22 protein-coding genes are annotated in these 23,477 nt (G+C 43.8%); 5 read left to right on the top strand and 17 right to left on the bottom strand.

Annotated features, from left to right (window positions below; all coding sequences use genetic code 11):
• Positions 1 to 84: 84 nt before the first annotated feature.
• The 4 genes from J1N09_RS05785 to kynU form a co-directional block, all read right to left on the bottom strand.
• Positions 85 to 1,536, bottom strand: a complete 1,452-nt coding sequence (locus J1N09_RS05785; RefSeq protein WP_265198845.1) for an aldehyde dehydrogenase — start codon at positions 1,534 to 1,536, stop codon at positions 85 to 87.
• Positions 1,537 to 1,600: 64 nt separating this feature from the next.
• Positions 1,601 to 2,014 (bottom strand): RidA family protein, encoded by a 414-nt coding sequence (locus J1N09_RS05780; protein ID WP_265198844.1) that lies wholly within the window; start codon positions 2,012 to 2,014, stop codon positions 1,601 to 1,603.
• Positions 2,015 to 2,016: 2 nt separating this feature from the next.
• A complete protein-coding gene (locus tag J1N09_RS05775) occupies positions 2,017 to 3,414 on the bottom strand; it encodes an FAD-dependent oxidoreductase (RefSeq protein WP_265198843.1) in 1,398 nt (465 codons plus the stop codon).
• Entirely contained in the window at positions 3,407 to 4,675 is a 1,269-nt protein-coding gene (gene kynU / locus J1N09_RS05770; RefSeq protein ID WP_265198842.1) for a kynureninase, read from the bottom strand. The genes J1N09_RS05775 and kynU overlap by 8 nt, the downstream gene beginning before the upstream one ends.
• A 99-nt stretch (positions 4,676 to 4,774) precedes the next feature.
• On the opposite strand from kynU, the gene J1N09_RS05765 reads away from it, so the two are divergent.
• Complete coding sequence (locus J1N09_RS05765; RefSeq protein ID WP_265198840.1) at positions 4,775 to 6,931, top strand: T9SS type A sorting domain-containing protein; 2,157 nt, start codon at positions 4,775 to 4,777, stop codon at positions 6,929 to 6,931.
• Between the two features lie 7 nt (positions 6,932 to 6,938).
• Here J1N09_RS05765 and J1N09_RS05760 read toward each other — a convergent pair whose 3' ends face one another.
• Positions 6,939 to 7,622, bottom strand: a complete 684-nt coding sequence (locus J1N09_RS05760) for a hypothetical protein (protein WP_265198839.1) — start codon at positions 7,620 to 7,622, stop codon at positions 6,939 to 6,941.
• A 65-nt stretch (positions 7,623 to 7,687) separates the two neighbouring features.
• Here J1N09_RS05760 and J1N09_RS05755 point away from each other — a divergent pair, with 65 nt between their 5' ends.
• Entirely contained in the window at positions 7,688 to 8,104 is a 417-nt protein-coding gene (locus tag J1N09_RS05755) for a (4Fe-4S)-binding protein (RefSeq protein ID WP_265198838.1), read from the top strand.
• 3 nt (positions 8,105 to 8,107) lie between these two features.
• Complete coding sequence (locus J1N09_RS05750; protein ID WP_265198836.1) at positions 8,108 to 8,401, top strand: GNAT family N-acetyltransferase; 294 nt, start codon at positions 8,108 to 8,110, stop codon at positions 8,399 to 8,401.
• Here the strand turns inward: J1N09_RS05750 and J1N09_RS05745 are convergent.
• The 4 genes from J1N09_RS05745 to J1N09_RS05730 are packed head-to-tail and all read right to left on the bottom strand — an operon-like array spanning position 8,398 to position 11,973.
• Positions 8,398 to 9,933, bottom strand: a complete 1,536-nt coding sequence (locus tag J1N09_RS05745; RefSeq protein ID WP_265198834.1) for a cryptochrome/photolyase family protein — start codon at positions 9,931 to 9,933, stop codon at positions 8,398 to 8,400. The two genes, J1N09_RS05750 and J1N09_RS05745, sit on opposite strands and share 4 nt — an antisense overlap.
• Positions 9,930 to 11,219, bottom strand: coding sequence for a DASH family cryptochrome (locus tag J1N09_RS05740; RefSeq protein ID WP_265198833.1), 1,290 nt, complete (start codon positions 11,217 to 11,219; stop codon positions 9,930 to 9,932). The genes J1N09_RS05745 and J1N09_RS05740 overlap by 4 nt, the downstream gene beginning before the upstream one ends.
• 4 nt (positions 11,220 to 11,223) lie before the next feature.
• Positions 11,224 to 11,358 carry a DUF2256 domain-containing protein gene (locus tag J1N09_RS05735; RefSeq protein ID WP_265198832.1) on the bottom strand — a complete coding sequence of 45 codons (135 nt, stop codon included), beginning with the start codon at positions 11,356 to 11,358 and terminating at the stop codon, positions 11,224 to 11,226.
• Positions 11,359 to 11,973, bottom strand: coding sequence for a flavin reductase family protein (locus tag J1N09_RS05730; RefSeq protein WP_265198831.1), 615 nt, complete (start codon positions 11,971 to 11,973; stop codon positions 11,359 to 11,361).
• Positions 11,974 to 12,067: 94 nt separating this feature from the next.
• Here J1N09_RS05730 and J1N09_RS05725 point away from each other — a divergent pair, with 94 nt between their 5' ends.
• A complete protein-coding gene (locus J1N09_RS05725; RefSeq protein ID WP_265198829.1) occupies positions 12,068 to 12,865 on the top strand; it encodes a class I SAM-dependent methyltransferase in 798 nt (265 codons plus the stop codon).
• A 4-nt stretch (positions 12,866 to 12,869) separates the two neighbouring features.
• Here the strand turns inward: J1N09_RS05725 and J1N09_RS05720 are convergent, their stop codons facing one another.
• The 5 genes from J1N09_RS05720 to J1N09_RS05700 all read right to left on the bottom strand — a co-directional run bounded on the left by J1N09_RS05720 (position 12,870) and on the right by J1N09_RS05700 (position 18,257).
• Entirely contained in the window at positions 12,870 to 14,213 is a 1,344-nt protein-coding gene (locus J1N09_RS05720) for a fibronectin type III domain-containing protein (protein ID WP_265198826.1), read from the bottom strand.
• A gap of 57 nt (positions 14,214 to 14,270) precedes the next feature.
• Positions 14,271 to 15,482 carry a hypothetical protein gene (locus tag J1N09_RS05715; RefSeq protein ID WP_265198824.1) on the bottom strand — a complete coding sequence of 404 codons (1,212 nt, stop codon included), beginning with the start codon at positions 15,480 to 15,482 and terminating at the stop codon, positions 14,271 to 14,273.
• A gap of 73 nt (positions 15,483 to 15,555) precedes the next feature.
• Entirely contained in the window at positions 15,556 to 16,239 is a 684-nt protein-coding gene (gene msrA, locus J1N09_RS05710) for a peptide-methionine (S)-S-oxide reductase MsrA (protein WP_265198822.1), read from the bottom strand.
• A 117-nt stretch (positions 16,240 to 16,356) separates the two neighbouring features.
• A complete protein-coding gene (locus J1N09_RS05705) occupies positions 16,357 to 17,139 on the bottom strand; it encodes a zinc ribbon domain-containing protein (RefSeq protein WP_265198820.1) in 783 nt (260 codons plus the stop codon).
• Between the two features lie 2 nt (positions 17,140 to 17,141).
• Positions 17,142 to 18,257 (bottom strand): Nif3-like dinuclear metal center hexameric protein, encoded by a 1,116-nt coding sequence (locus J1N09_RS05700; RefSeq protein ID WP_265198818.1) that lies wholly within the window; start codon positions 18,255 to 18,257, stop codon positions 17,142 to 17,144.
• A gap of 45 nt (positions 18,258 to 18,302) precedes the next feature.
• Between J1N09_RS05700 and lpxK the strand changes: the two genes are divergently transcribed.
• Positions 18,303 to 19,307 (top strand): tetraacyldisaccharide 4'-kinase, encoded by a 1,005-nt coding sequence (lpxK, locus tag J1N09_RS05695; RefSeq protein WP_265198816.1) that lies wholly within the window; start codon positions 18,303 to 18,305, stop codon positions 19,305 to 19,307.
• A 2-nt stretch (positions 19,308 to 19,309) separates the two neighbouring features.
• Here lpxK and J1N09_RS05690 read toward each other — a convergent pair whose 3' ends face one another.
• The 3 genes from J1N09_RS05690 to lipA form a co-directional block, all read right to left on the bottom strand.
• Positions 19,310 to 21,520, bottom strand: a complete 2,211-nt coding sequence (locus tag J1N09_RS05690) for a response regulator (RefSeq protein ID WP_265198814.1) — start codon at positions 21,518 to 21,520, stop codon at positions 19,310 to 19,312.
• A 72-nt stretch (positions 21,521 to 21,592) separates the two neighbouring features.
• The gene (gap, locus tag J1N09_RS05685; RefSeq protein WP_265198812.1) at positions 21,593 to 22,591 is read right to left on the bottom strand and encodes a type I glyceraldehyde-3-phosphate dehydrogenase; all 999 of its coding nucleotides are present in this window, start codon (positions 22,589 to 22,591) and stop codon (positions 21,593 to 21,595) included.
• Positions 22,592 to 22,597: 6 nt separating this feature from the next.
• Positions 22,598 to 23,470, bottom strand: a complete 873-nt coding sequence (gene lipA, locus J1N09_RS05680) for a lipoyl synthase (RefSeq protein WP_265198811.1) — start codon at positions 23,468 to 23,470, stop codon at positions 22,598 to 22,600.
• Between the last annotated feature and the right edge of the window lie 7 nt (positions 23,471 to 23,477).

The raw sequence follows: 23,477 nt of genomic DNA, 5'->3' as shown, positions 1-23,477 counted from the left end.
TCACAACTCACAACTCACAACTCACAACTCACAACTCACAACTCACAACTCACAACTCACAACTCACAACTCACAACTCACAACTCACAACTCACTGAACTTTATACACACATTTTTTGGTTCGGTAAAGAACCGAAGGGCTTCAAATCCCCCTTCTCGGCCCACACCACTGGCTTTCACACCTCCGAAAGGCGTTCGCAGATCACGGTTCAGCCAGGTATTCACCCAAACGATACCGGCTTCCAGTTTTTTAGATACTCTCATGGTTCGATCGATGTTCGTGGTCCATAGGGTAGAGGAGAGTCCGTAAGGCACACTATTCGCCATTTTCAGGGCTTCCTCTTCAGTGTCGAAAGGCATCATAGTGACCACCGGCCCGAAGATCTCTTCCTGGTTCACACGACATTGATCGTCAAAAACTTCAATAACCGTGGGTTCCAGGTAATATCCATTTTCCGAACCTTCTACAATCACTTCATTACCACCGCAAAGTATTTTGCCGCCTTCTTCTTTTGCAATTTCGATATACGATTGTACTTTTTCTTTATGAGGTTTCGAGACTAAAGCCCCGATCTTTGTTTCGGCATCGAAAGGGTTACCGACTTTCAATTCTTTTACACGTTTTACAAAATCCTCTTTGAATTTCTCGAAGATAGGTCGTTCCACAAAAATCCTGCTCCCGCAGAGACAAATCTGACCCTGGTTCGCAAAGGACGAACGAACGGTGACATTCAGCATGGTGTCATAATCACAGTCGGCAAATATCAGATTTGGATTCTTTCCACCTAACTCCAGCGATAATTTTTTAAACATGGGAGCCGCTGTGCGGGCGATCATCTCACCGGTTTTTGTTCCCCCGGTAAAAGAGATGGCTTTTATCTTCGGATGGGCCACAATTGCCTGTCCGGCAGACGGACCGGTACCGTGTACTATATTCAACACTCCCTTCGGGAGGCCGGCTTCAGAAAGTATTTCACCGAGTAGAAATGCTGTTTTTGGAGTCACTTCACTTGGTTTAGCCACGACGGTATTCCCGGCGGCTATGGCTGGGGCAACTTTCCAGGTAAAGAGGTAGAGTGGAAGGTTCCAGGGTGAAATGCATCCCACAACACCAATAGGTTGACGCAAGGTAAAATTCATGGTATTCAATCCCACACTTTCATGGGCCTCGCTGGAGAACTGCGTAATGGCATTTCCGAAGAACCTGAAATTGGCAGAAGCTCTTGGGATGTCCACTGCTTTGGCAAGACTAAGCGGTTTGCCGTTGTCTTCAGACTCTGCATGGGCGAGTCGGTCGAGATTTTCCTCGATAAGCGAAGCTACTCTCAGCATGATCCTGCTACGCTCATCGATAGGCGTATTGCTCCATTTCGGAAAAGCGGCTGCAGCCGCTTCGTATGCCTTTTTTACATCATCTTGGTTGGAATTAGCGATCTTACCATACACTTCTCCTTTAGACGGATTGTAATTGTCGATCCATTCTCCGCTAAGCGGTTCGCAGTATTCGCCGTTGATGTAGTTTAGGATCTTTTCCATGGTATCAGATTTCTCGTTAACCCTTCGACTGCGCTCAGGGCGGCAGCTCGAAATGATGTTCGTACTATAGTGGTTTGTAGGCCATCGCTTTAATTTCCACCACCAGGTTTGGGTGTGGGAGTTGATGTACAGCCACCGTTGTTCTGGCAGGGCCGGTTTCTTTGCTGAAAAATTCGGCATACACCTCATTATAGCCGGCAAAATCGTTCATATTTACCAGGAAGGTAGTAACATCACAAACATCTGCCATGGTTGCTCCTTCGGTGGCCAGGTAATCCTTGATGTTTTCCAAAACAGCCCTGGTCTGCTCCCTGATATCCAATCGCATTGTACCCATTTCGTCCACCTGGTGAACACCGGCAAAGGTGTTATCCGGCAATCGTGAACTCGTTCCACTAACAAATATGAAATCGCCCACTCGCTTTACATGTGGATAGGCGCCCCTGGGGGTTGCTTTACCTTCTACTAATCTACTCATACTTATAAATTTTTTATCACTGCATCGTCATTCAGTACTTCTTCGGTTTCTTTCAGGACCACTTCTAACTTAGCCTTCAGGCTCATTTCATCGGAAAGTTTGCCGTCGGCCAGCAAGTTAAGTATCGCCTTGTCCTGCGCTCTTCCCCGTCTCATTGCTTCGGAATAGGGAATATTCTCATTAAAGGTTACCAGTGAATACTTGCTGTTGTATTCATCCGGGAATTCAATTTCGAACTGGAGTTCCAATTTTCGCTTCGCCTGGAACAGATCACTGGCTGTATGTTCTTTCATTTCGTGGAAATTGTCCAGGGCCAGATCGGCTATAGCATCTGCGTCCTTCTTTCTTTCCTTTTCGTATTCTGAAAAGATCTTTGGCCAGTCGCCTTCGTATCGCTCTATATATTGGTCCAGTACATATACATCCTCAAAGGAACAGTTCATTCCTTGTCCGTAGAAAGGAACTACCGCATGTGCCGCATCTCCCAAAATGAGGGTTTTCCCGTTGGTACTCCAGGGAGAACATTTTATAGTTCCCAGGGGTCCTGTGGGATTTTCGAAGAATTCCTTTGCCAGGTCGGGCATAAGCTCAACAGCATCCGGATATTCTTTACTGAAGTACTCCATCACTTTTTCTTCCGTAGTAAGATTATCGAAACAATAATCACTGTTGCTAAAAGGCAGGAAAAGCGTCACGGTAAAACTCCCGTCCAAATTAGGTAACGCTATCAACATATCTTCACCACGCGGCCAGATGTGCAGCGCATCATCATCAGTTCTGAAGCCTCCATCTTCAGCAGGAGGAATGGTAATTTCTTTATAGCCATGCGTGAGCCAGTTCTGGGAAAAACTGAAAAGGAATTCACGGCTCATGAACATACTTTTCCGTACCGACGAACCTGCCCCATCCGTTCCGAAGAGAATATCTCCCTGCATGGTAACAGTTTCACCTGTTTTGTAGTTTGTAAAGGTGGCGCTGGCATTTTTTAGGTCTACAGTCTCACATCCATGATTAAAATGGGTTGTGATATTGGATAATTCATCACATGCATCCAGCAGCAGCATATTCAGTCCGGGTCTGGAAACCGAATTTATATGTTCGTGAGATCTCCCGCTATATCGCGTAAGGAAAGTGTTCCCATTCTCGTGGTGAATCATTCTGCCTTCCATAGGAATACAGAGTTTCCTGGCTTCTTTTTCCACACCGCCCATTCGCAGGCCTTTCAGTCCACGATCGCTTAAGGCAAGGTTGATGGATCTACCCGCATCCTGTTCCACATCCCGAAGATCGGGACGTTTTTCTACCAGGGTTACATTGTAGCCTCTCTGACCCAGCCGGAGCGCCAATAAACTACCACACAGGCCGGCTCCAATTATTAGTATTTGATCTTTTTTACTCATTTGCTAGTATATTCTTCAACCGTTCGGCGAAATGAAATACATCTTCATAACTGTTATAAAGTGGTGCTGGCGCTACTCGCACCACATCTGGCTCCCGCCAGTCACTTATCACTCCCGCTTCCGTTAACCTGGTGTGAAGTAATTTATTGGCACTCCGCACCTGAATGGACAGCTGGCATCCTCGTTCTTCCGGATTTCGCGGTGTGATTATCTTTATTCTGTCGTCACCAATATCATCGACCAAAAATTCGAGGTAACCGGTTAGTTTCTCCGACTTCTCCCTGAGGTTTTGGAATCCTGCCTCATCGAACACATCCAGTGATGCAAGTATCGCAGCCATGGATAAGATGGGTGGATTGCTCAATTGCCATCCTTCGGCTCCCGGTAAGGGGTCGAATTCATGCCGCATATTAAAACGCGTTTGCTTGTTATGGCCCCACCAGCCAGTAAACCGATTGAGTTCAGTGTTATTGGCATGCCGTTCGTGAACAAAACAACCGGCTAAGCTTCCGGGTCCGCTGTTGAGGTATTTATAACTGCACCACACCGCGAAATCAGCTCCCGTATTATGTAGATCGGGGAAGATGTTTCCGGCACCATGCGCCAGGTCGAAACCTACCAAAGATCCGTGACTATGGCCGAGTTCTGCAATCTTTTTCAGGGGGAAGTTCTGTCCGCTGTAATAATTGGTGTTTCCTATCATCAGCAGGGCTATCTCGTTACCCTGTTCGTTCATGATCTGTTCCAGATCTTCAAAACGGCACAGTTCTTCACCTTCCCTGGGTGTCCATAGAATGAGTCCGTCTTTGGGATCAAAGCCGTGAAATTTCAACTGGCTCTCAACCGCGTATTTGTCTGAAGGAAAAGCATCGCTCTCCACAACGATCTTGTATCGTGAGGAGGTGGGTTGATAGAAGGAGACCATCATCAGGTGGAGGTTGGTGGTGAGTGTATTCATCATCACCACTTCTGAAGGTTTGGCTCCTACGATCTTCGCCATTTTCTCCGTCAGGAATTCGTGATAGGGTAGCCAGGGATGTTCTGCTTCGGTATGTCCTTCAACGCCAAGGCTAGCCCAGTCGTCTAATTCTTTTTTTATGTATTCGGAAGTTGTCTTTGGTTGTAAGCCAAGTGAATTTCCGCAGAGATAGATAAGCGGTTCTCCCTTATTATCCTTAGGAATATGGAATTTATCTCTGAATTCTGAAAGTGGGTCTTCTTTGTCGCACTGACGCGCAAATTCTAAAGAATTCTCATACATAGGAGCGGTAAGTTTCAGCTACCTACAAAAATAGGAATTTAAATCCGTTTGATTTTCCTCCATTCCCATATGTTCAATATATTTGTATAAAAGCGTCCCATGCGAAAGCTCCTCGTTATACTGAGTTTACTTTTTGCCAGCCAGGCCATCTTTCCGCAATCGGTGGCCAGGGAATGGAATGAGGAGGTATTAAATGCCATCCGAAACGATTTTGCACGTCCTACGGTTCATGCGCGAAACCTGTTCCATTCGTCGGTTGCCATGTACGACATTTGGGCGCTATTTGACGATAAGGCTAGTCCTTTCTTCCTGGGGAATACCATAGGTGACTATTACTGTGAATTCGAGGGATTCGAAACCGATGTAAACCCTTCGGAAGCCAGACAAGAAGCTATGAGCTATGCTGTCTACAGGTTGATGCAGCATCGTTTTGCCAACTCACCCGGAGTGGAGGACATCTTCACTTCCATTGATGAGCTGATGGAATCCCACGGCTACGATATCAATTTTAGAAATACCAATTATAAAAGTGGCAACCCTGCTGCATTGGGTAATTACCTTGCCGAACAACTAATCGCATTTGGATTACAGGATGGTGCTAACGAGGCTAACGACTACGAGAATTTATTTTACGAACCATTGAACGATCCCCTGGATATGGATACTTCGGGTAATGCCAGCATGGAGCATCCGAATAACTGGCAGCCATTGAAAGTAGAAAGCTATGTGGACCAAAGTGGTAATGTAATTCCCGGAGGTCAACCGCCATTTTTAAGTCCGGAATGGGGACAGGTTGTACCTTTTTCGTTATCCGATGACGTTCTTGATATTTATACTCGAGACGGATTTGATTATTACGTCTACCACGATCCTTCCGATCCGCCTTATATTCAGGATGGCTTAGGACTGGACGACCCTTATAAATGGGGATTTGCAATGGTGGCAGTATGGGCATCACACCTGGACAAGGATGATCCTGTAATGATAGATATCTCGCCAGCTTCGCTGGGCAATGTCCCGGTGGACCTTTATCCTGAGAACTACGAAGATTATGAGTCCTTTTACAATTTTTTCGATGGGGGAGATCCTTCGGTAGGAAGAACAATGAATCCTGCAACCGGAGCTCCTTACGAGCCTCAGATGGTGCCTCGCGGTGATTACGGAAGGGTATTGGCCGAATTCTGGGCCGATGGTCCCGATAGTGAGACGCCACCGGGCCACTGGTTTACCATACTGAATTATGTGAGTGACCACCCGGAGCTTAAGAAAAGGTTTAAAGGAGAAGGAGAGGAGTTAAGCGAACTCGAGTGGGATGTAAAAAGTTATTTTATTCTTGGCGGAACCATGCACGATGTAGCAATTAGCGCCTGGGGAATCAAGGGTTATTACGACTATGTCAGGCCGGTGAGTGCTATACGTTATATGGCAGGCAAGGGACAATCTTCAGACCCAAATGATATTAGTTATGATCCACACGGTATTCCGTTAATTCCCGGGTATATCGAATTGGTGAGAGAAGGAGATCCCTTGGCAGGTGCCTTTAACGAGAACTTCGGAAAGATCAAGTTGTACAGTTGGCGAGGCCCGGATTATATCGTGGATCCGAATTTTGACGAAGCCGGTGTTGGCTGGATCCTGGCTGAAGAGTGGTGGCCATACCAGCGACCTTCTTTTGTGACACCTCCGTTCGCAGGCTATGTTTCCGGACATTCAACCTACTCCAGGGCAGCAGCTGAGGTGTTGACCTTATTAACCGGTGATGAATATTTCCCGGGTGGTATGGGGGTATTCGACATACCTGAAGAAACGTTCCTGCAATTTGAGAAAGGACCCAGTACTTCTTTCCAGCTTCAGTGGGCTACCTATCAAGATGCCAGCGACCAGACAAGTTTGTCGAGGATTTGGGGTGGTATTCACCCTCCTTGCGATGACATTCCGGGTAGGTTGATCGGCCTGGAGATAGGTGTAAAGGCTTTTAGTTTTGCTGAAAGATATTTCTACGGATCCTTGATAGAGCAAGGGACAATTTACCCCAACCCAAGCTCGGGAGAGCTTTTCGTTTCTTACAAGACCAGTGATCCACTTGAGATCGCCCTGTACGATACACTAGGAAGGAGAATTTATAGTGCTCCGGCGGTCTTTGATCAGTTGGATAGATGCAGACTCGATGTTTCTTACCTGAAAGACGGTATGTATTTCGTTACTCTCGAAAAGGACGACGAACAGATTTTCGTACAACGTCTTGTGAAGAACTAATACCTGCTTACTTAACAGAAATATTACTAAAGAATAGTTTGAAACTCTTCAAACTGTCCTGGTGAACTGTATTGAATTTCATCCCGCCTACTTCTTTCATTTCATCCCAGCTTGTGATTGTAGAAGCTCTTGGAGAATTTCCCCTGCGATACGCCCATTCCTTGATGGTATAATCGTCTGTGAAGTAAAAGTCGTAGGCATCGCCTGGTGTGTAGCCACCATCAACACCATAGACGATTGTAAGTTTATTCAAGATCTCTTTTGAAATGGGAGCCATCACTTTTTCTTCTTCTGAAATGGTTGTTCCTTCATCCCAAACCAGTTTGAAAGGGGATAATAACCAGAACGAGTCATTTACAAAACGCATATCGGCGTTCATTTGAAGACTGTCCATCTCCATTTTTCGGTTGTATTCGATGGTGTCGCTTTCGTTCATGAAAACTACATCGTCTGTCTTTGTGTTCCATTTGAAAGACCTGCTAAATCCCGATTCTCCTCTGCTTACATTGAAAGTGAAGTTTAATTCGGAAATATAAGACCAGTTATCGATGCCGTAATTGGCAGTAATACGTTCGGCAGTTGAAGTTTCTGTGGTTTCCGTATCCTGAGTTATGTTTGTATCACCGGAGGGTTGTTCCTTACATGAGTAAAGAATCGAAATAGTGATAAGGGCAATATGGAGTATTCGCATAGCAATTGTTTTTTACAAAAATACGGCTTCTGGAATTGCTCTCATAATTTTTGTATTTTTAGAGTATGGATGTACGTAAAGAATATACCAACGGTGAATTGACCGTGGTATGGAAGCCGAAGTTGTGTTTTCATGCCGCAGAATGTGTAAAAGGTCTACCGGACGTATTCGATCCGGACAGGAAACCCTGGATCGTTGCTGAAAATGGCAGTACTGAAGATTTAAAGCGCACTATAGACAAATGTCCTAGCGGCGCCTTATCGTATTACATGAATTCCGACGGACCTCCTTCAGAAGAAAAACAAAAAGCTATGTCAGAAACAAAAGTAGAAGTACTCGAAAATGGGCCACTTATGGTAAAAGGATCAATCGAAATTACACATACCGATGGCTCAAAGGAAACGAAAACCCGCAATACCGCTTTTTGCCGTTGTGGTAAGACCGGAAACAACCCGTTTTGCGACGGCTCCCACAATAAATAGGATATGAAATTAGATATCACCAAGAACCTCGAACGTAGGCGATACGAAACCGAGGTGAACGGCTATACCGCATTCATAGAGTATATCAAGGCTAAGAATGCGGTCTATCTTACTCATACCGAAGTGCCCGCCCAATTGGGAGGACAAGGCGTGGGTAAGTCGATGGTAAAAGCGGTTCTGACGCTATTAAAAGAAGAAGGCCAGAAAGTGGCACCTTTATGTCCGTTTGTGGCGGCCTACATCAAAGAGAATAGAGAATGGGTTCCAATTGTGGCAGACGGTTATAATGTTGGCTAGAAATTATCCGGATTTTTCATGATCTCAGCGGCCCTTTCTTTAAGTGCCGATAGTTCTTCGGGATCTTTTTTATTCAGCAGATTCATCATCATGCCCATACGCTGATTGTTCTTGAAATACTCTTTTTTGTCATCCAGGAAGTTCCAGTACAGGCTGTTGAACGGACAGGCATCTTCGCCGGTTTTTTTCTTTACATTGTAGTGACAACTTCCACAGTAATTACTCATTTTGTTGATATAATTTCCGCTGGACACATAGGGTTTGGTCGCCACAATGCCGCCATCGGCGAATTGAGACATGCCCCTGGTGTTTGTAATTTCTACCCATTCGATGGCATCGATGTATATGCCGAGGTACCAGCGGTCCACTTCGTCCGGGTCACATTGGGTGAGAAGTGCGTAGTTGCCGGTTATCATCAGTCGCTGAATGTGATGGGCGTAGGCATTTTCAAGACTCTGCCCGATCGAAGTTTTCAAACAATTCATCTTCGTGTTTCCGGTCCAGAAGAATTCGGGTAGCGGATTTTTATTTTCCAGCTTGTTCATCTTCGTGTATTCGGGCATTTCCTTCCAGTAAATACCGCGCATGAATTCGCGCCATCCCAGTATTTGGCGTACAAATCCTTCCACCTGGGAAATGTCTATGCTATCCTTGTTTTCCTGCCAGTATTCAACAACAGCTTCAATCACTTCCAGGGGATGCAGCATTTTTGAGTTCATGGCAAAGGACAAACGAGAATGGAAAAGAAATGCCTCATCTGTATGCATGGCGTCCTGGTAATCCCCAAAATGCACCAGTAGTTCCTTACAGAAATACCGGAGTACAGACAAGCTGTCTTCCCGGGAGGTGGGCCAGGAGAATTGTTTTGGATCTATGTTTCCAATGGTTTCTATCCCTGCATTTTCTATCCGATTCAGGGTCTCTGAAACATCCTTCCTGAATCCTCTTTCGTGGGGAATCTCAGGGCTGCCTTTCCACTTCTTTCGATTGCTCTGATCGAAGTTCCATTTGCCTCCTTCGGGGTTTTTGTCGTTCACCATCATTATATCGTATTTCTTTCGCATATCGCGATAGAAATACTCCATGACCATTTGTTTTTTCCCTTTGAAGAATTCTTCCAGGTCCTTTCGTTTTGTGAGGAAATGTTCGGTATCGTATGCTTCAGAAGGAATAGATAATCCGTTGCAGTAGGTACTTAATTGTTCATCCAGTCGATATTCATCAGGTAATTGATATTCAAATTTTCCTATGCTGAACTTTGATATTAGATGATCCAGGTTTTTTACGAGATCCTGCTTGTTTTCTTCGGAATCCAGGGTGTAATAGATAACTTCATGTCCTCTCTCCTTCATCCATTCGGCAAAATTCGCCATACTCTCAAAGAAGGCGACGACTTTCTGAATGTGATGAGCCACATAGTCTGTTTCCTGTCGCATTTCAGCAACAAAATAGATCACTTTTTCATCCTCCTCCTTGAACCAGGAGTGATTATGATTCAATTGATCGCCTAGAATTAATCTTAGTGTCTTCATTGGTTCCACAAGTTCCTAAATCTGTGATCGCTATCGTACATCTCAGCCTGCCTTTCAATATTGAATTTCCGGTCACGCGGATCATTACCAACCCCGGCATTATACATCCAGTTACCCCAGTTGCTATGAACGTCGTAATCGACGAGCAGGCTTTCAAAATAACTCGCACCTATGCGCCAATCCTGTTCCATTTCTTTCGCCCAGAAACTCGCAACGTTTTGTCGGCCACGATTACTCATCCACCCCATGGCTGCCAGTTCTTTCATATTCGCGTTTACGAAGTCGTATTTCGTCCTACCTTCAGTCCATTGTTTCAAAATTTCGGGGTCACTCTTCCATTCGTATTCCTTTTTAAGTATACCGCCTAAATGAAAGATATTGTCTCCGAATTTCAATGAAATATACTTAAAGAAATCTCGCCAGATCAATTCGAAGATCATCCAGTAAGTGCTCGAGTTCTTGTGAACTGTTTTTTCAAAGTTTCTCACTTCAGCATAAATGCTTCGGGCGGATATACAACCATTTGCCAGCCAGGGTGAGAATTTGGAACTGTAGTCGGTTCCCACTAATCCGTTCCTCGTTTGTTTGTACTCCTTAAGTTGTTCCGTTTGCCAGAAGTAGTGATCGAGGCGCTCCCATGCGTTTATTTCTCCTCCCTTAAAGGGAAAAGCGGTACGTTCATCCATTTTATATTGAGAGTGTCCCAGGTCTTCCAGGGAAGGGATTTTGGATTCCTTCGCAAGCAAATTAGAAGTCGGTAAACTCTTAGGTGCGGGCAGTGGCTTCCGAACTGCTGCGTACTTTTCGAGCTTCTTTCGGAACGCGGTAAATACCATTGGGATATCTTTCGCATTATCGAATGGAATCTCCTCCGGATGAAAAAGAAACTGGTCGTAATAGGTTTGAATGTTTACCGAATCGGGGAGTGCTGAGAGCAAGCTTTCCCGGACAATTCGTTCGTCTCTTGTCCATTCTTTCTGAAAAAAGAAATTGCTTATTTTATATTCATCAACGATAGAAGGGACAACCTCTTCCGGTTTTCCCAAGTGGACGAGTAATGAAATGTTGAGCGAGGTTAGTTGTTCCTGAAGGTTTCGCACGCTTTCCAGTAGAAACTTCGCCCGGAATTTTCCAGTCTTCACAAATCCGAAATCTCCTTCAAAGAAATGTCTTGGATCAAAACAATAGACTCCTATCACCTGATCGGATGCTTCGCATGCATGGGTGAGTGACGTATTATCCTGAATTCTCAGGTCGTTTTGAAACCAGACGAGACTATTTTTCATATTATTATTTTGCTTTTTGGCAGCGTTTACTGCAATACACCACATTTTCCCAGTCTCGTTCCCATTTTTTTCTCCATTGGAAAGGACGGCCACAGACAGGACATATCTTTTCCGGTAAGTTTACTTTCTTATGGGCCATTTACTTGGGTCGGGCATATTCAAAACGATCGATCAACCTGGGCAAGGAGTAGCCGTCCAGACCATTCACAGTTACCGTATCTGCCTTGTCCAACGCAAGAAAACCGTCTTCCAACCGAATCTCCGGACTAAAATAGATATGTTGGATCGATCCAATAATGAACAAACAACCGTTTTCTTCAATTTTGTATTCATTTATGTATTTACATCCGATCTGGATCTTGGCGCCCTCCACATAGGGAGCCGCAAACCCTTCACGGAACAAAGGTTCGAGATTCGTCTTGTCGAATTCTGAGACCATCCCTGGATATTTAGCGGAAGTATGGTGTGCATCGGCTATCATCCCGGCGTGGATGTGATTAACTGTAAACTCACCGGTTTCCTTGAGATTTTTAAAGGTATTCCTGGGAACCGTTGTGGGCCTCAATACAAAGCCAAGTAAAGGGGGATTGCTGCCCAGGTGGGTAACGCTGCTGAAAACCGCCACATTGGTAACTCCATCAGCAGAAATAGAACCGATAAGGTTTGCCGACTTATATCCCGTGCAGCTATTGATGAGGTTTAGCCGAGGGATCTTTTCCATGTTTAGTATTTCCTGGTGGTCGATGTGTATCATACGGTAAAAATAAATTATGTTGAGCAAAAAGATGTTAATGTTAAACAAAAATGTGTTTGTCAGACTTTCCTACTTTTATCCAAATTATTGAACGATGGATTTTCAGAAGGAATTCAATACCAATCGTGAAACCTGGAATAATAAAGTAGCTGTGCATGCTGCCAGCGAATTCTACGACATGGAAGGCTTCAAAAAGGGAGCAGAGACTCTAAAAACCTATGAAATTGAGGCCTTGGGGGATGTTTCGGGAAAGAGCCTGTTGCATTTGCAGTGTCATTTTGGGCAGGACACGCTAAGCTGGGCCAGGAGAGGGGCGAAGTGCACCGGGGTTGATATTTCGGATGAAGGGATCAAGTTGGCCAGGTCGTTGAATGACGAACTGGGTTTGGATGCTGAATTCGTCTGCTGTAATGTCCTGGATGTCTCGCTACATATTTCTGAAACTTTCGATATTATTTTCACAAGTTACGGGGTGATCGGTTGGTTGCCCGATTTGAAGCCCTGGGCAAATATGATCTCTGAACGTCTTAGTCCAGGTGGTATTTTCTACCTGGTGGAGTTTCATCCTATCGCCTGGATGTTCGATTACCAGCAGGATCCTCCTAAAATGATCTACGGCTATCAGCAAGAGGAAGCGATCTATGAGGAGTATGAAGGTACCTACGCCGATGAGGGAAATTCAGAAATAATAAGTAAAGAATACGGCTGGAACCATGGGATAGGGGAGGTTGTTACCGCGTTGATGGAAGCAGGTCTGTCCATTGAAATGCTAAAAGAGTATGAAGAGTCACCTTACGATATCTTCCCGGATCTTAAAGAGACCGAAAATGGAATGTTCGCTTTAAAGGATCGATTGCATCCTTTGGTATTTGAGATAAAGGCTATTAAATAATGTTTTATTGACTACATTCAGTTGGAGATTCTATCTGGGATTCTAATGGGTTGTACGCATTGTTGTACACAGAGTATAAAGGAGTTCCACCCCAGGGATCATCTCGTATTTCGGTATTGGCCATAAAGATTCTAACCCCGCAAAAATCAGTCAAATTGGGATTGTTGGTCACATAAAACGAAATGTGCCAATTATTTGGCGAATCGGTTAGCGTACTAAAATCGTCTAAATTCGAAATGGGTAATGCGTTTAGATGAAGGTCCAACAACTTTTGGAGGTTGTTCACCCCGGACAAATCATTTAAAGAGGATAAACCGTCAAGTCTTATTTTCCGTAATTCGGTAATATTTGAGAGGAAATCAATATTGTTCAATAGTGGCATATCCATAAGAACTATCCTTGATTCAGGTAAAACGGATTCAAAATCACCAACCAGATTGCCTAGCTGCGGTATCTGTTGAAGCTGATAATTTTCTCCGGAAAAAATCATGTTAGAAAGTCCACTGGCATCGGTAAGATCCTGCAGGTCATAAAACCAAAGTTCCTCGGTGATACTAGTAACATCAGAAAGAAAGTCTAGGTTGGTCACCTGGCTTTCCCTAAGCACAATCCGCTCCCAGTTAGAGTTAAGAGTAACTCCCGTAATATTCGATAATAATGGATTTCGGTCAAGTTCAAGCTTCCTTCCTATACTCAAATAGGTATTCATACCACTAATATCAATAAGTTGGTTATTTTGCCCAAGATATAGAGACCCTCCCCATGGATTGCCGACATCATAGCTGTCCAGGTTTTCGAGTCCGTTTAGATTTTGAAGCGAGGTCTCACTTATCCGAATGCCTGCCGAAACATGTTCCAAGGTTGAAAGAGGGGATAAATCTGTAATCCCTACACCGCGGATCGACAGGAAGCCGGTGATATTTTTAAAACTGAAATTATCAACCTGTGCCTGAGTGTTTAGATTTAGATTTCCATTATATGTAATTGGAGGCGGACGATTGTCCTCTAATGTGGTGAATGATATCTGGTCAAAAGTCTCTTTCCCTTCTGTATCGAGAGCGGAAACTATTACATTATAGTTTGTCTCTGGTTGTAAACCGAAAAACTCATATTCTGTATTCTGAAAATTCTCCCTTATTACCTGGTTATTAAGGACAATCTCATACAGAACGGTACCAGCTGATGCATTACTGGGTCGGGTCCATTCTATCGTGGCACGGTCGTAGTTCAACCGTTTTAGGGTGATGGTCATTACATTGGCTGAACTGCCATTTCCATTAGTTTCGGAATCATCTGAAGAACAGCCCAAAAAGGTAAGAGTTAGTAGAACAAGCAGTAATTTTTTCATTGGGTAGGTCTGTATCTCTAAGATACAAAAATGTTCCCAGAGTTGCTTGTTCTCAGCCTATTGGCGACACTCCGTTGGCGATACGATCATGGAATAACTAGGATTATATGCATTGTTAGAAATCCACAGATCTGCAGCACCATCCAGATTGATCAATAAATTAGACAATCCACAAAAGTCGGTAAGACTCTGATTGCTATATATGCCTATAAATGGATTCGAATCTGTTGAGGACATTAGGGTGGCGCCATCCAATGATTCCAGCTGATCACAATATTCAATTCGGAAGGCATCGCCAATCACCGCCAGGTTATCCAGCCCTTGAAGATCAACAATAGAAGGTAAGTTAAGTATCCAAAACTCACCAATATTGGTCACTTGATTCAAACCGTCCAGACTACTGAGATTGTTCATGACATGTAATTTGACCAATCCCATCTCATCAAACAGATTCAGTCCGTCTAATGAAGTTAGATTTGGCAAGCCGTAGAGCGATAAATTCCTTACCCGAGTTGCATTCGAGAATCCACTGAATGAACTGATATCGGAATACCTCATTTTCAACATTCCCCCATCCGCTACTCCAAACCCTGTGAGATCTTGGAGTGAATTCGCATTGATCAATGTTAAGATGCTTACTTTAGAAGAAATATTTGAAAGTGCACCTGCATCTGTAAGATTTGGCATATTGATGTAAATTTCACCTACCCCGGTATCCGTTAAAAAATAACTTAGATTTTGCAGTGCACTTATATCGTTTATAATATCAGAACTTATCCTAAGTTCTTTAATTCCTTCTAAAGAAGACAAATTCGATAAATCCTCGGCACTTTCATAGATGCTCAGTCGTCCTGTAACGACTTCTAGATTCGGATTAATATTGTCCAATAGATATTGCCCCTGGATATTCAAATCGCCATACCAGATCTTACTATCGTGGGTATTGAATCTAAATTCAGCAAAGGTGTCATCCCCGTTTTCTGAGATCGCATAAATTACTCCTAAATGTACTTTCTGGTTTTCAGGAGATTCAAAGGTATAAGTGGTTCCAGAGTAAGCTTCTTCAAGGACTACGTCGTTCAGTACAATTCTGTAGAGTACATCTCCAGCTCCTCCAGACACCGTCCAATTGATTGTTACACCGTCTAATTCAAACTGTCCCACATCAACAACTAATGATGCAACCCCAGAGGAATTACCATTGCTAGAATCATCGGAAGCACAACCTAGAAATACAAGGGTAAGTAATGCGAGCAATATATTTCTCATAGGACAGGAATTTTCTTTCTAAGATACAAATATGTTTCCAGAATTGCTTGTTCTTAACAAGTTTCTGTCGTGCTTAGTGCTTTGCTTCCTCTTTCAACAATTGCGGGAATTTCTTCTGAAATTTTTTCAGCCTTGGAATAGAGACATTCCGGATGTAGGGGTTGTTCGGATTTCGTTTTTCGTAGTCCTGGTGATACTCTTCCCCTTTCCAGAATTTCTGAAAGGGTAGGACCTGGGCCGCTACTTTACCTTCACCATAGATCTTTTCCTGTTCCTTGACCTTTTCGTCAATGATCTTCTTTTGCTCATCATTCTGGTAGAAGATTATAGAACGATACTGGGAACCACGGTCCGGCCCCTGTCCATTTACCTGGGATACATTTTGTGAGCCGAAATAAACATCCACGAGGGTCGCGAAGGATATCACATTCGGGTCATATATGATCTCAACTGCTTCGGCATGACCCGTTCGTCCGGTATTACTAGCCTCGTAGGTAGGGTTTTCCGTATGGCCACCGCTGTATCCGGAGATGGACTCCTCCACGCCCTTTACGCTCTCGTAAACAGCTTCTACGCACCAGAAGCAACCACTGGCGAAATATGCCCTGGCAAGTCCGTTTTCCATGGGAACCTGAACCGGTGTTTGGTCGGCCTGTGCTTCGGCTTCAGCTTTTTTATTGTTTTCGTTGGTAGACTGACAAGACCCTTGAAGACTGAACAATAGGGTTGACAGCATTAGTATGGCAATTCTTTTCATAACAGAGTATTATTAAACCTGTGTCGGTATATTGAGTAAACCTTTCAGTTTGCTTCGGAAAAGTATAAAAAAAAGCCCTCACGTTTTGTGAAGGCTTTGTTATAATTTGAATAGAAATTACTTCATTTTAGAGAAGAGTTTCTCCATTTTTTCACGTTCCTGTTCTGCCAGTTCCGGATCCACAAGGATTCGACCACTGTGCTCATCGGTGATGATCTTCTTACGTGAAGCGATCTCCATCTGCACCTGCGGAGGAATAGTAAAAAAGGATCCTCCCGAAGCACCACGCTCTACAGGTACCACGGCCAGTCCATTCTTTACATTTGTCCGGATACGCTTATAGGCCTTTACCAGTCTTTCTTCAATGTTCTTTTCGTATTTGGTAGATTCCTTGATGAGTGATTTCTCCTCTTTTTCAGTTTCGGCCAGGATCTCATCCAGTTCACCTTGCTTGTGCTTAAGGTGTTCTACGCGCTCGGCCAAACGTTCTTTGGTTTCGTCTATCACTACATTCTTCTGTTCGATCTGCGCTTTGAATTCCTTGATGTGCTTTTCAGCAAGTTGGATCTCCAGTTCCTGGAATTCAACCTCTTTGCTCAGGGAGTTGTATTCACGGTTATTACGAACGTTATCCTGCTGAGCAGTATATTTCTTTATAAGAGACTTAGCCTCGTCGATAAGGATCTTCTTGTCCTTGATATTTCCTTCAATTAGCTCAAGGTCTGCCGATAGTTTGTCCAGTCGTGTATTCATGCCGGCTACTTCATCTTCCAGGTCTTCAACTTCCAGGGGTAGTTCACCACGCACATTTCGAATCTCATCAATACGAGAGTCGATCAGTTGCAGGTCGAACAAGGCTCTTAACTTTTCTTCTACTGTTACTTCAGTCTTTTTTGCCATATTCAAAAATAGGTAATAGGATTGCTGTTTATTTCTGATAGTATAAGCCTGCTTTCCGGCAAGGCAGGGGCAAAATTAGTGATTTTTTTCGAGAGCGCCCTAACTATCAGTTCTTTTGTGAATTGCTCACTTTCATAATGCCCGATATCGGCCAGTAGTATACGGTTCTCCGACTTGAAAAAGTCGTGGTATTTCATGTCTGACGTTACAAAGATATCTGCACCGGCTGCTATGGCTGCATCGATCGCGAAACTGCCGCTACCGCCAAGAACAGCCACTTTTTCGATGGATTTGCCAAGTAATTTCGAATGACGGATGCACTCTGTATTCATATTCTCTTTCAGAAATTTTAAAAAATCCACCTCAGTCATAGGAGACTTCAATCTCCCCACCATTCCCATTCCAATATGTTGATTGGTGTTATCCAGGGTTGTCACTTCATAAGCCACTTCTTCGTAGGAGTGATTCTCGAACAACGCCTTTAAAATTCCTGATCTTTTGTGTTTCTGAAAGGTCACCTCAATACGAGTTTCTTCTTCAAAATGGGTATCTCCTTTCTTGCCCAGTGTAGGGTTGGCATCTTCATTGGGGTTAAAACTCCCTTTGCCTTCAGTATTAAAACTACAGTTGCTGTAATTACCAATATCACCTGCGCCAGCTTCAAACAGAGCAGATCGGAGTGCATCTGCCTCCTGTTTCGGAACATAGGTCACCAGTTTCTGTATCGTACCTTTTTTTGGTAGTAATATGGAATTTTTCTCCAGTCCTAATTTCTCGCAGATCATGGCGTTTACACCGTTCCAGTCATTGTCCAGTGCTGTGTGAATTGAGAATATAGCGATGTCATTCTTTATGGCCTTCTGCACCACACGCTCCACATAACTCTTTCCGGTGATCTTTTTAAGTCCTGAAAAGATGATAGGATGGAAGCTAACAATGAGGTTACAGTCTTTTGAAATCGCCTCGTCAACCACCGTTTCCAGCGTATCCAGGGTAACAAGGATGCCGGTGACATTAGCATTGGCATCACCCACCAGTAGTCCTGTGTTGTCAAAATCCTCCGAATACGATAGCGGGGCGATCTCGTCCATTGCTCTCATTACATCACTAACCTTCATATAGTTCCATTTTACCGTAAAGATAAAAAAGTATACTTTCGTTTTATGAAGTTTCTTCGCTTATCGGGTTTGCCATTGGCTATCCTTTATGGATTGATTACCTATTTGAGGAATCTGCTTTACGACAAAGGATGGCTGGAAAGCAGATCCTACGATATTCCAGTGATCTGTGTTGGGAATCTTTCCGTAGGAGGAACTGGTAAATCACCCATGATCGCCTTTATAGTTGATTTGCTTAAAGATGATTACCGGGTCGCGGTTTTAAGCAGGGGATATAAGAGAAAGACCAAAGGCTATTTGGAAGTAAGGGAAGACCATTCAGTAAGGGAGGTAGGTGACGAACCGCTTCAGCTAAAAAAAAATTATCCTGAAATAACCGTTGCCGTTTGCGCCGATCGACGCACTGGTATTGAAACGCTGCGAGCTAAAGCCGAAGTTATTCTCCTGGACGATGGATTTCAGCATAGAAAAGTCAAGCCACGCTTCAATATATTACTCACCCAGTACCATGATCTCTTTATAGATGACTATTTACTACCCATGGGAAGGCTGCGGGAGCCGGTAGCCGGTGCACGAAGGGCCGATATGATCGTTGTGACTAAATGCCCCGAAGGACTGGCATACGCCAAACAGCAGGAGATACAGTTTAGAATGAAGCTACTGCCTCATCAGCGAATATATTTCTCGAAAGTGAGTTACGACAAATTCATTTTCGGAAAGACAGAGACCTTGCCTTTGGAATATCTGGCCGATAAAAGTTTTAGCCTGGTAACAGGGATTGCCAATCCCAAACCACTGGTGGAATATTTAGAGCGTAGAGAATTTAAGTTTTCCCATGACAAATACCCCGACCACCACAACTTTACCACTTCAGAAATAAACCGAATGGCCGAAGATGAGATCATACTTACTACGGAAAAAGATTACGTAAGACTTCAGCCTCTGCTTCACAAATATGCTTTGTACTACCTGTCCATAAAGACGGTTCTCTTAAACGAGCAGGAACCTTTCTTTAAGGAAATACTCGAGGAGGTAATTCGTAAGAAATAATCTTAACTATTTACTGGAAAGGCTTTATTACTGATGGAACGATAGATCTTTTCGAAGAATTCCTCCGTCTTGAACGGTTTTGGAATGATCTCGTTGAAACCGGCCCTGTAGAAGTCGTCCAGGTTTTCGTCTATAGTAACGGCAGTTAGCGCGATGATTGGAATATCTTTATTGAAGGCCCTGATTTTCTGTGTGGCTTCGATACCGCTGATTCCCGGCATGTGGATATCCATAAGGATCACATCGTAATCATGCTGTTTCACAAGTTTGATAGCATCCATACCGTTATCGGCCACCATGCACTCCATTTTGTTCTTTTCTAAGATCTTACGGGTGATCATCTGGTTGATCTTATTATCTTCAACCACTAGTATCTTTCTGTTTTCAAGGGCTACATAATCCACGTCGTATATGATATTCTTCGGATTGATCTCTTCTTTGATCTCTTCCGAAATGTCTAAATTAATATTGAACCAGAATTTCGAACCTTTCCCCAACTGACTCTCAAGGTTGATCTTACTACCCATAAGTTCCAATAGGTTCTTTACAATAGAAAGACCGAGGCCGGTTCCACCAAACTTCCGGTTGATCTGAAGCGATGCCTGTGAGAAGGTTTCGAATATGCTCTTTTGTTTCTTTTTTGAAATTCCCACACCATTGTCTTCGATCTCGAAATGCAGAGAAACCTTTTTATTCTTCTCTTCCAGTTTTCGAACACGCACGGTGACATCGCCGTTCTGGGTGAATTTCACCGAATTACCGATCAGGTTAATAAGCACTTGAGAAAGTTTAAGCGGATCCCCTACAAGTCGGTCCGGGATAGACTCGTCATACTCAAAATGTAGTTTATTCTTGCGGTCATCGGCCGATTTCTTCAGTGCGATCAATACGTCGTTAATGCGCTTCTTCAATGAGAAGGTAGTTTTTTCTATCTCCACCTTGTTGGCCTCCAGTTTGTTGAGGTCAAGGATATTGTTGATAAGCGATAACAGGTACTCCCCGGAAAATTTCAAGGAATTCAGATGTTCTTTCTGATGCGGTTTCGGATCTTCCTCCAGCAAGAGATGTGTTAAACCTGTTACTGCATACAGAGGTGTACGAAGTTCATGGGTAATGGTAGATAAGAATTGCGCTTTGGCCAATGATGCCTTTTCCGCTTTTTCTTTTGCGAGTTGTAATTCGATATTCTTATCCTGAAGTAATTCGTTGGCCTTCGCTCGCAGATTGTTGTTTTTATAAAGTGAGAGAGTTAACAGCGACAGGATCACGATAAGCGCAATACTCAATCCCGTGGTCATCCTACCGAAATTGATCGATTTCTGTTGTTTATCGATATTCGATTTCTGAGCCTGGATTACTTCTTTCAGACTACTAACGCTGGACTCGATCTCAACTCCCTTTGCAATGGCCTGCAAGTAAGCCTGTTGAAGGGAGTCGTTCTTTGTTTCGTACAAATGGAGATTTTTGTTGATCTCTGCAAGATCTCCTCTTTTTAAAGCGATATGGGATGCTACCTTGTAGCTCTGAACTTCTAGTTTAGTGAATGCATTTTCATCGATGAGCGCCGATGCTTTTAGCAATGATTCTGTAGCTGCAGAGATTGAGGCCTCAGTAGAAGGATCCTCCAGTTCAATGAGGGCTTCCGCTTTGCTCAAATAGGCTGAAGCCAATTGAAAAGGCATATCGTTTTCTTCAAAAACGGCTATTGTAGCATTGTAGTAATTGATGGCATCCGTGAGCTTGCCATTTTTACGCTCGAGATCTCCTAGTCCCAGCAGGACGCCTGCGCGCTGAGATTCACTTCCTTGTGCAGTATAAATGCTCTCGGCACGTCGAAAAAAGTTTTCGGCTTTTGATAGATCGTTGAGGCGCGTAAGAATTAGGCCTTTAAGATTATAAGCGTGCGCCTTAAGAATGTCGTTGTTTTCTTTTTCCAGGTTTGATAAGGCGAGGTCCACCTCTTTGTTGGCCTTCACATAATTTTCAAGGAAATAATGCAATTCCGCAACTTCCAGTTGGAGTGAAGACTTATAAGAAGGGTCGGAGTAGTCGGCAGCGAGCTTATTCGCGTTGATGAGTTGTACTATAGCATCATCAAATTTTTGCTTGGCAATCGCGTCACGAGCCAACATCTGATAGTTCTGAATAAGTTGTACGGAGTCCTGCTCAACCTGTTGTGAATAACAGTCAAGTCCAAACAAAAAAAGGGCCAAAACCCAGATTTTTAACCAAGTAAGATTTACTATTCGGGCGCTCAAAACTATGTACTTGGACGATAAATATAGTTATTTCCTCGATATTTGTAGGATTAAATCTACAATTCTTGAAGAATATCCCACTTCGTTGTCATACCAGCCAATGATTTTTACCATCTTTCCGATTACTGAGGTCATGCCTGCATCGAAGATACAAGAGTGGTTATTTCCTATGATATCAACCGAAACTATTGGATCTTCCGTATACTGAAGAATCCCTTTTAGACGTCCACTTGCGGCTTTTTTGAAAGCCTTATTCACTTCTGAAATCGTTACTTCTTCTTTCACGTTGAGGGTGATATCCGTAAGAGAACCATTGGGAACGGGGACACGTATTCCGCAACCCCCGATGACAGCGGAAAGTTCCGGAAATATCTTTGTGAGCGCTTTAGCGGCTCCTGTTGTAGTAGGAACAATCGATTGGCCAGCGGCTCGAGCCCTTCGCAAGTCGCGGTGCGGCTGATCGTGCAAGCTTTGATCGGTGGTATAGGAGTGTACAGTTGTGATGTAAGCCTGTTCGATTCCGCAGAGCTCTTTGATCACCGATAACATTGGTGCTGCATTGTTCGTGGTACATGAAGCATTTGAGAGAATGGTATCTTCTTTTGAAATTATTTCATCATTTACCCCTAAAACTACAGTTTTGATCGTATCGTCGAGCGGTGGAACGGAGAGTATTACTTTTGAAGCACCGTTCGAGATGTGCTTCTGAAGTTCTTCTTTACTTTTGAATTTTCCGGTACATTCAATCACCACATCCAATGGTCCCCAGGGAATGTTGTTTATATCCGCTTCCGAAGTAAAAATCACTTCTTTGTCGTCAACCAGGATCGAATTTTCGGTATAATCCACGGTATTTGGAAGTACACCATGTATGCTGTCGTACTTTAAGAGATGGCTCATGGTGGCAGCATCTGCCACATCATTTACGGCTGTCACCCTAATCTCGGGATGATCAATAAGTGTCCTGAACAGTGTTCGACCTATACGGCCAAAACCATTGATGCCAATACTGATCGGGGTTTTCATCAGGAGTTAGGTAAGGTGTTTTTGAGCTTTATATGAAGATCTAACCAACGCACCACTTTCCACATGACGGAATCCCATTTCTAGTCCGATAGTCTCCAATTTCTTGAATTGTTCCGGGGTAATGAACTCCTTTACCGGCAAGTGTTTCTTGGAGGGTTGCAGATATTGACCGATGGTAACAATGTCCAGCCCAACCCCACGGAGATCCTCCATGGTTTGAATCACTTCCTGCTCTGTTTCCCCTAATCCAAGCATGATACCGCTTTTTGTGCGTTCTATGCCTTGTTCTTTGAGGTATCTTAGGACTTCCAGGCTACGTTCGTATTTTGCCTGTATCCTAACTTCGCGGGTAAGTCGTTTAACCGTTTCCATGTTGTGAGAAACAACCTCGGGCTTAACGTCTATAATCCTGTCTATATTCCTTGTTTCTCCCTGGAAGTCGGGGATCAGGGTCTCAAGGGTAGTTTCGGGATTCATTCTTCGGATTGCCTTAACGGTTTCCGCCCAGATAATCGACCCCATGTCTTTTAGGTCGTCACGATCCACGGAAGTAATAACCGCGTGTTTTATGTTCATGATCTTGATCGATCGTGCCACTTTTTCCGGTTCGTCCCAATCCACCATTTCCGGTCGACCGGTTTTCACTCCGCAGAATCCGCAGGAGCGCGTACAAACATTACCAAGGATCATGAAGGTGGCTGTACCTTCGGTCCAGCATTCTCCCATATTAGGACAACTCCCGCTGGTGCAGATGGTATGCAGGTTGTATTTATCCACCAACCCTCGAAGTTCGGTGTATTTTTTGCCGGTAGGCAACTTTACCCTAAGCCATTTTGGCTTGGGTTGCGGTTTTTGAATTTCGACTGTCTTAACTTCCATAGCGGCC

Origin of the sequence: Aureitalea sp. L0-47 (assembly GCF_026126405.1) — a bacterium.
Taxonomy (GTDB): Bacteria; Bacteroidota; Bacteroidia; order Flavobacteriales; family Flavobacteriaceae; genus Pukyongia.
The sequence above is the reverse complement of the archived record's forward strand: the minus strand, read 5'-3'. Positions and strand labels throughout refer to the sequence as shown.

Bases quoted from the DNA above. Each gene is read 5' to 3' on its own strand.
- J1N09_RS05700 (WP_265198818.1), bottom strand. From the start codon at position 18,257: ATGAAGGTTAGTGATGTAATGAGAGCAATGGACGAGATCGCCCCGCTA.
- J1N09_RS05715 (WP_265198824.1), bottom strand. From the start codon at position 15,482: ATGAGAAATATATTGCTCGCATTACTTACCCTTGTATTTCTAGGTTGT.
- J1N09_RS05755 (WP_265198838.1), top strand. From the start codon at position 7,688: ATGGATGTACGTAAAGAATATACCAACGGTGAATTGACCGTGGTATGG.
- kynU (WP_265198842.1), bottom strand. From the start codon at position 4,675: ATGTATGAGAATTCTTTAGAATTTGCGCGTCAGTGCGACAAAGAAGAC.
- J1N09_RS05785 (WP_265198845.1), bottom strand. From the start codon at position 1,536: ATGGAAAAGATCCTAAACTACATCAACGGCGAATACTGCGAACCGCTT.
- J1N09_RS05745 (WP_265198834.1), bottom strand. From the start codon at position 9,933: ATGAAGACACTAAGATTAATTCTAGGCGATCAATTGAATCATAATCAC.
- J1N09_RS05775 (WP_265198843.1), bottom strand. From the start codon at position 3,414: ATGAGTAAAAAAGATCAAATACTAATAATTGGAGCCGGCCTGTGTGGT.
- gap (WP_265198812.1), bottom strand. From the start codon at position 22,591: ATGAAAACCCCGATCAGTATTGGCATCAATGGTTTTGGCCGTATAGGT.
- lipA (WP_265198811.1), bottom strand. From the start codon at position 23,470: ATGGAAGTTAAGACAGTCGAAATTCAAAAACCGCAACCCAAGCCAAAA.
- J1N09_RS05765 (WP_265198840.1), top strand. From the start codon at position 4,775: ATGCGAAAGCTCCTCGTTATACTGAGTTTACTTTTTGCCAGCCAGGCC.
- J1N09_RS05780 (WP_265198844.1), bottom strand. From the start codon at position 2,014: ATGAGTAGATTAGTAGAAGGTAAAGCAACCCCCAGGGGCGCCTATCCA.
- J1N09_RS05730 (WP_265198831.1), bottom strand. From the start codon at position 11,973: ATGATACACATCGACCACCAGGAAATACTAAACATGGAAAAGATCCCT.
- msrA (WP_265198822.1), bottom strand. From the start codon at position 16,239: ATGAAAAGAATTGCCATACTAATGCTGTCAACCCTATTGTTCAGTCTT.
- J1N09_RS05760 (WP_265198839.1), bottom strand. From the start codon at position 7,622: ATGCGAATACTCCATATTGCCCTTATCACTATTTCGATTCTTTACTCA.
- J1N09_RS05740 (WP_265198833.1), bottom strand. From the start codon at position 11,219: ATGAAAAATAGTCTCGTCTGGTTTCAAAACGACCTGAGAATTCAGGAT.
- J1N09_RS05725 (WP_265198829.1), top strand. From the start codon at position 12,068: ATGGATTTTCAGAAGGAATTCAATACCAATCGTGAAACCTGGAATAAT.
- J1N09_RS05750 (WP_265198836.1), top strand. From the start codon at position 8,108: ATGAAATTAGATATCACCAAGAACCTCGAACGTAGGCGATACGAAACC.
- J1N09_RS05735 (WP_265198832.1), bottom strand. From the start codon at position 11,358: ATGGCCCATAAGAAAGTAAACTTACCGGAAAAGATATGTCCTGTCTGT.
- J1N09_RS05720 (WP_265198826.1), bottom strand. From the start codon at position 14,213: ATGAAAAAATTACTGCTTGTTCTACTAACTCTTACCTTTTTGGGCTGT.
- lpxK (WP_265198816.1), top strand. From the start codon at position 18,303: ATGAAGTTTCTTCGCTTATCGGGTTTGCCATTGGCTATCCTTTATGGA.
- J1N09_RS05705 (WP_265198820.1), bottom strand. From the start codon at position 17,139: ATGGCAAAAAAGACTGAAGTAACAGTAGAAGAAAAGTTAAGAGCCTTG.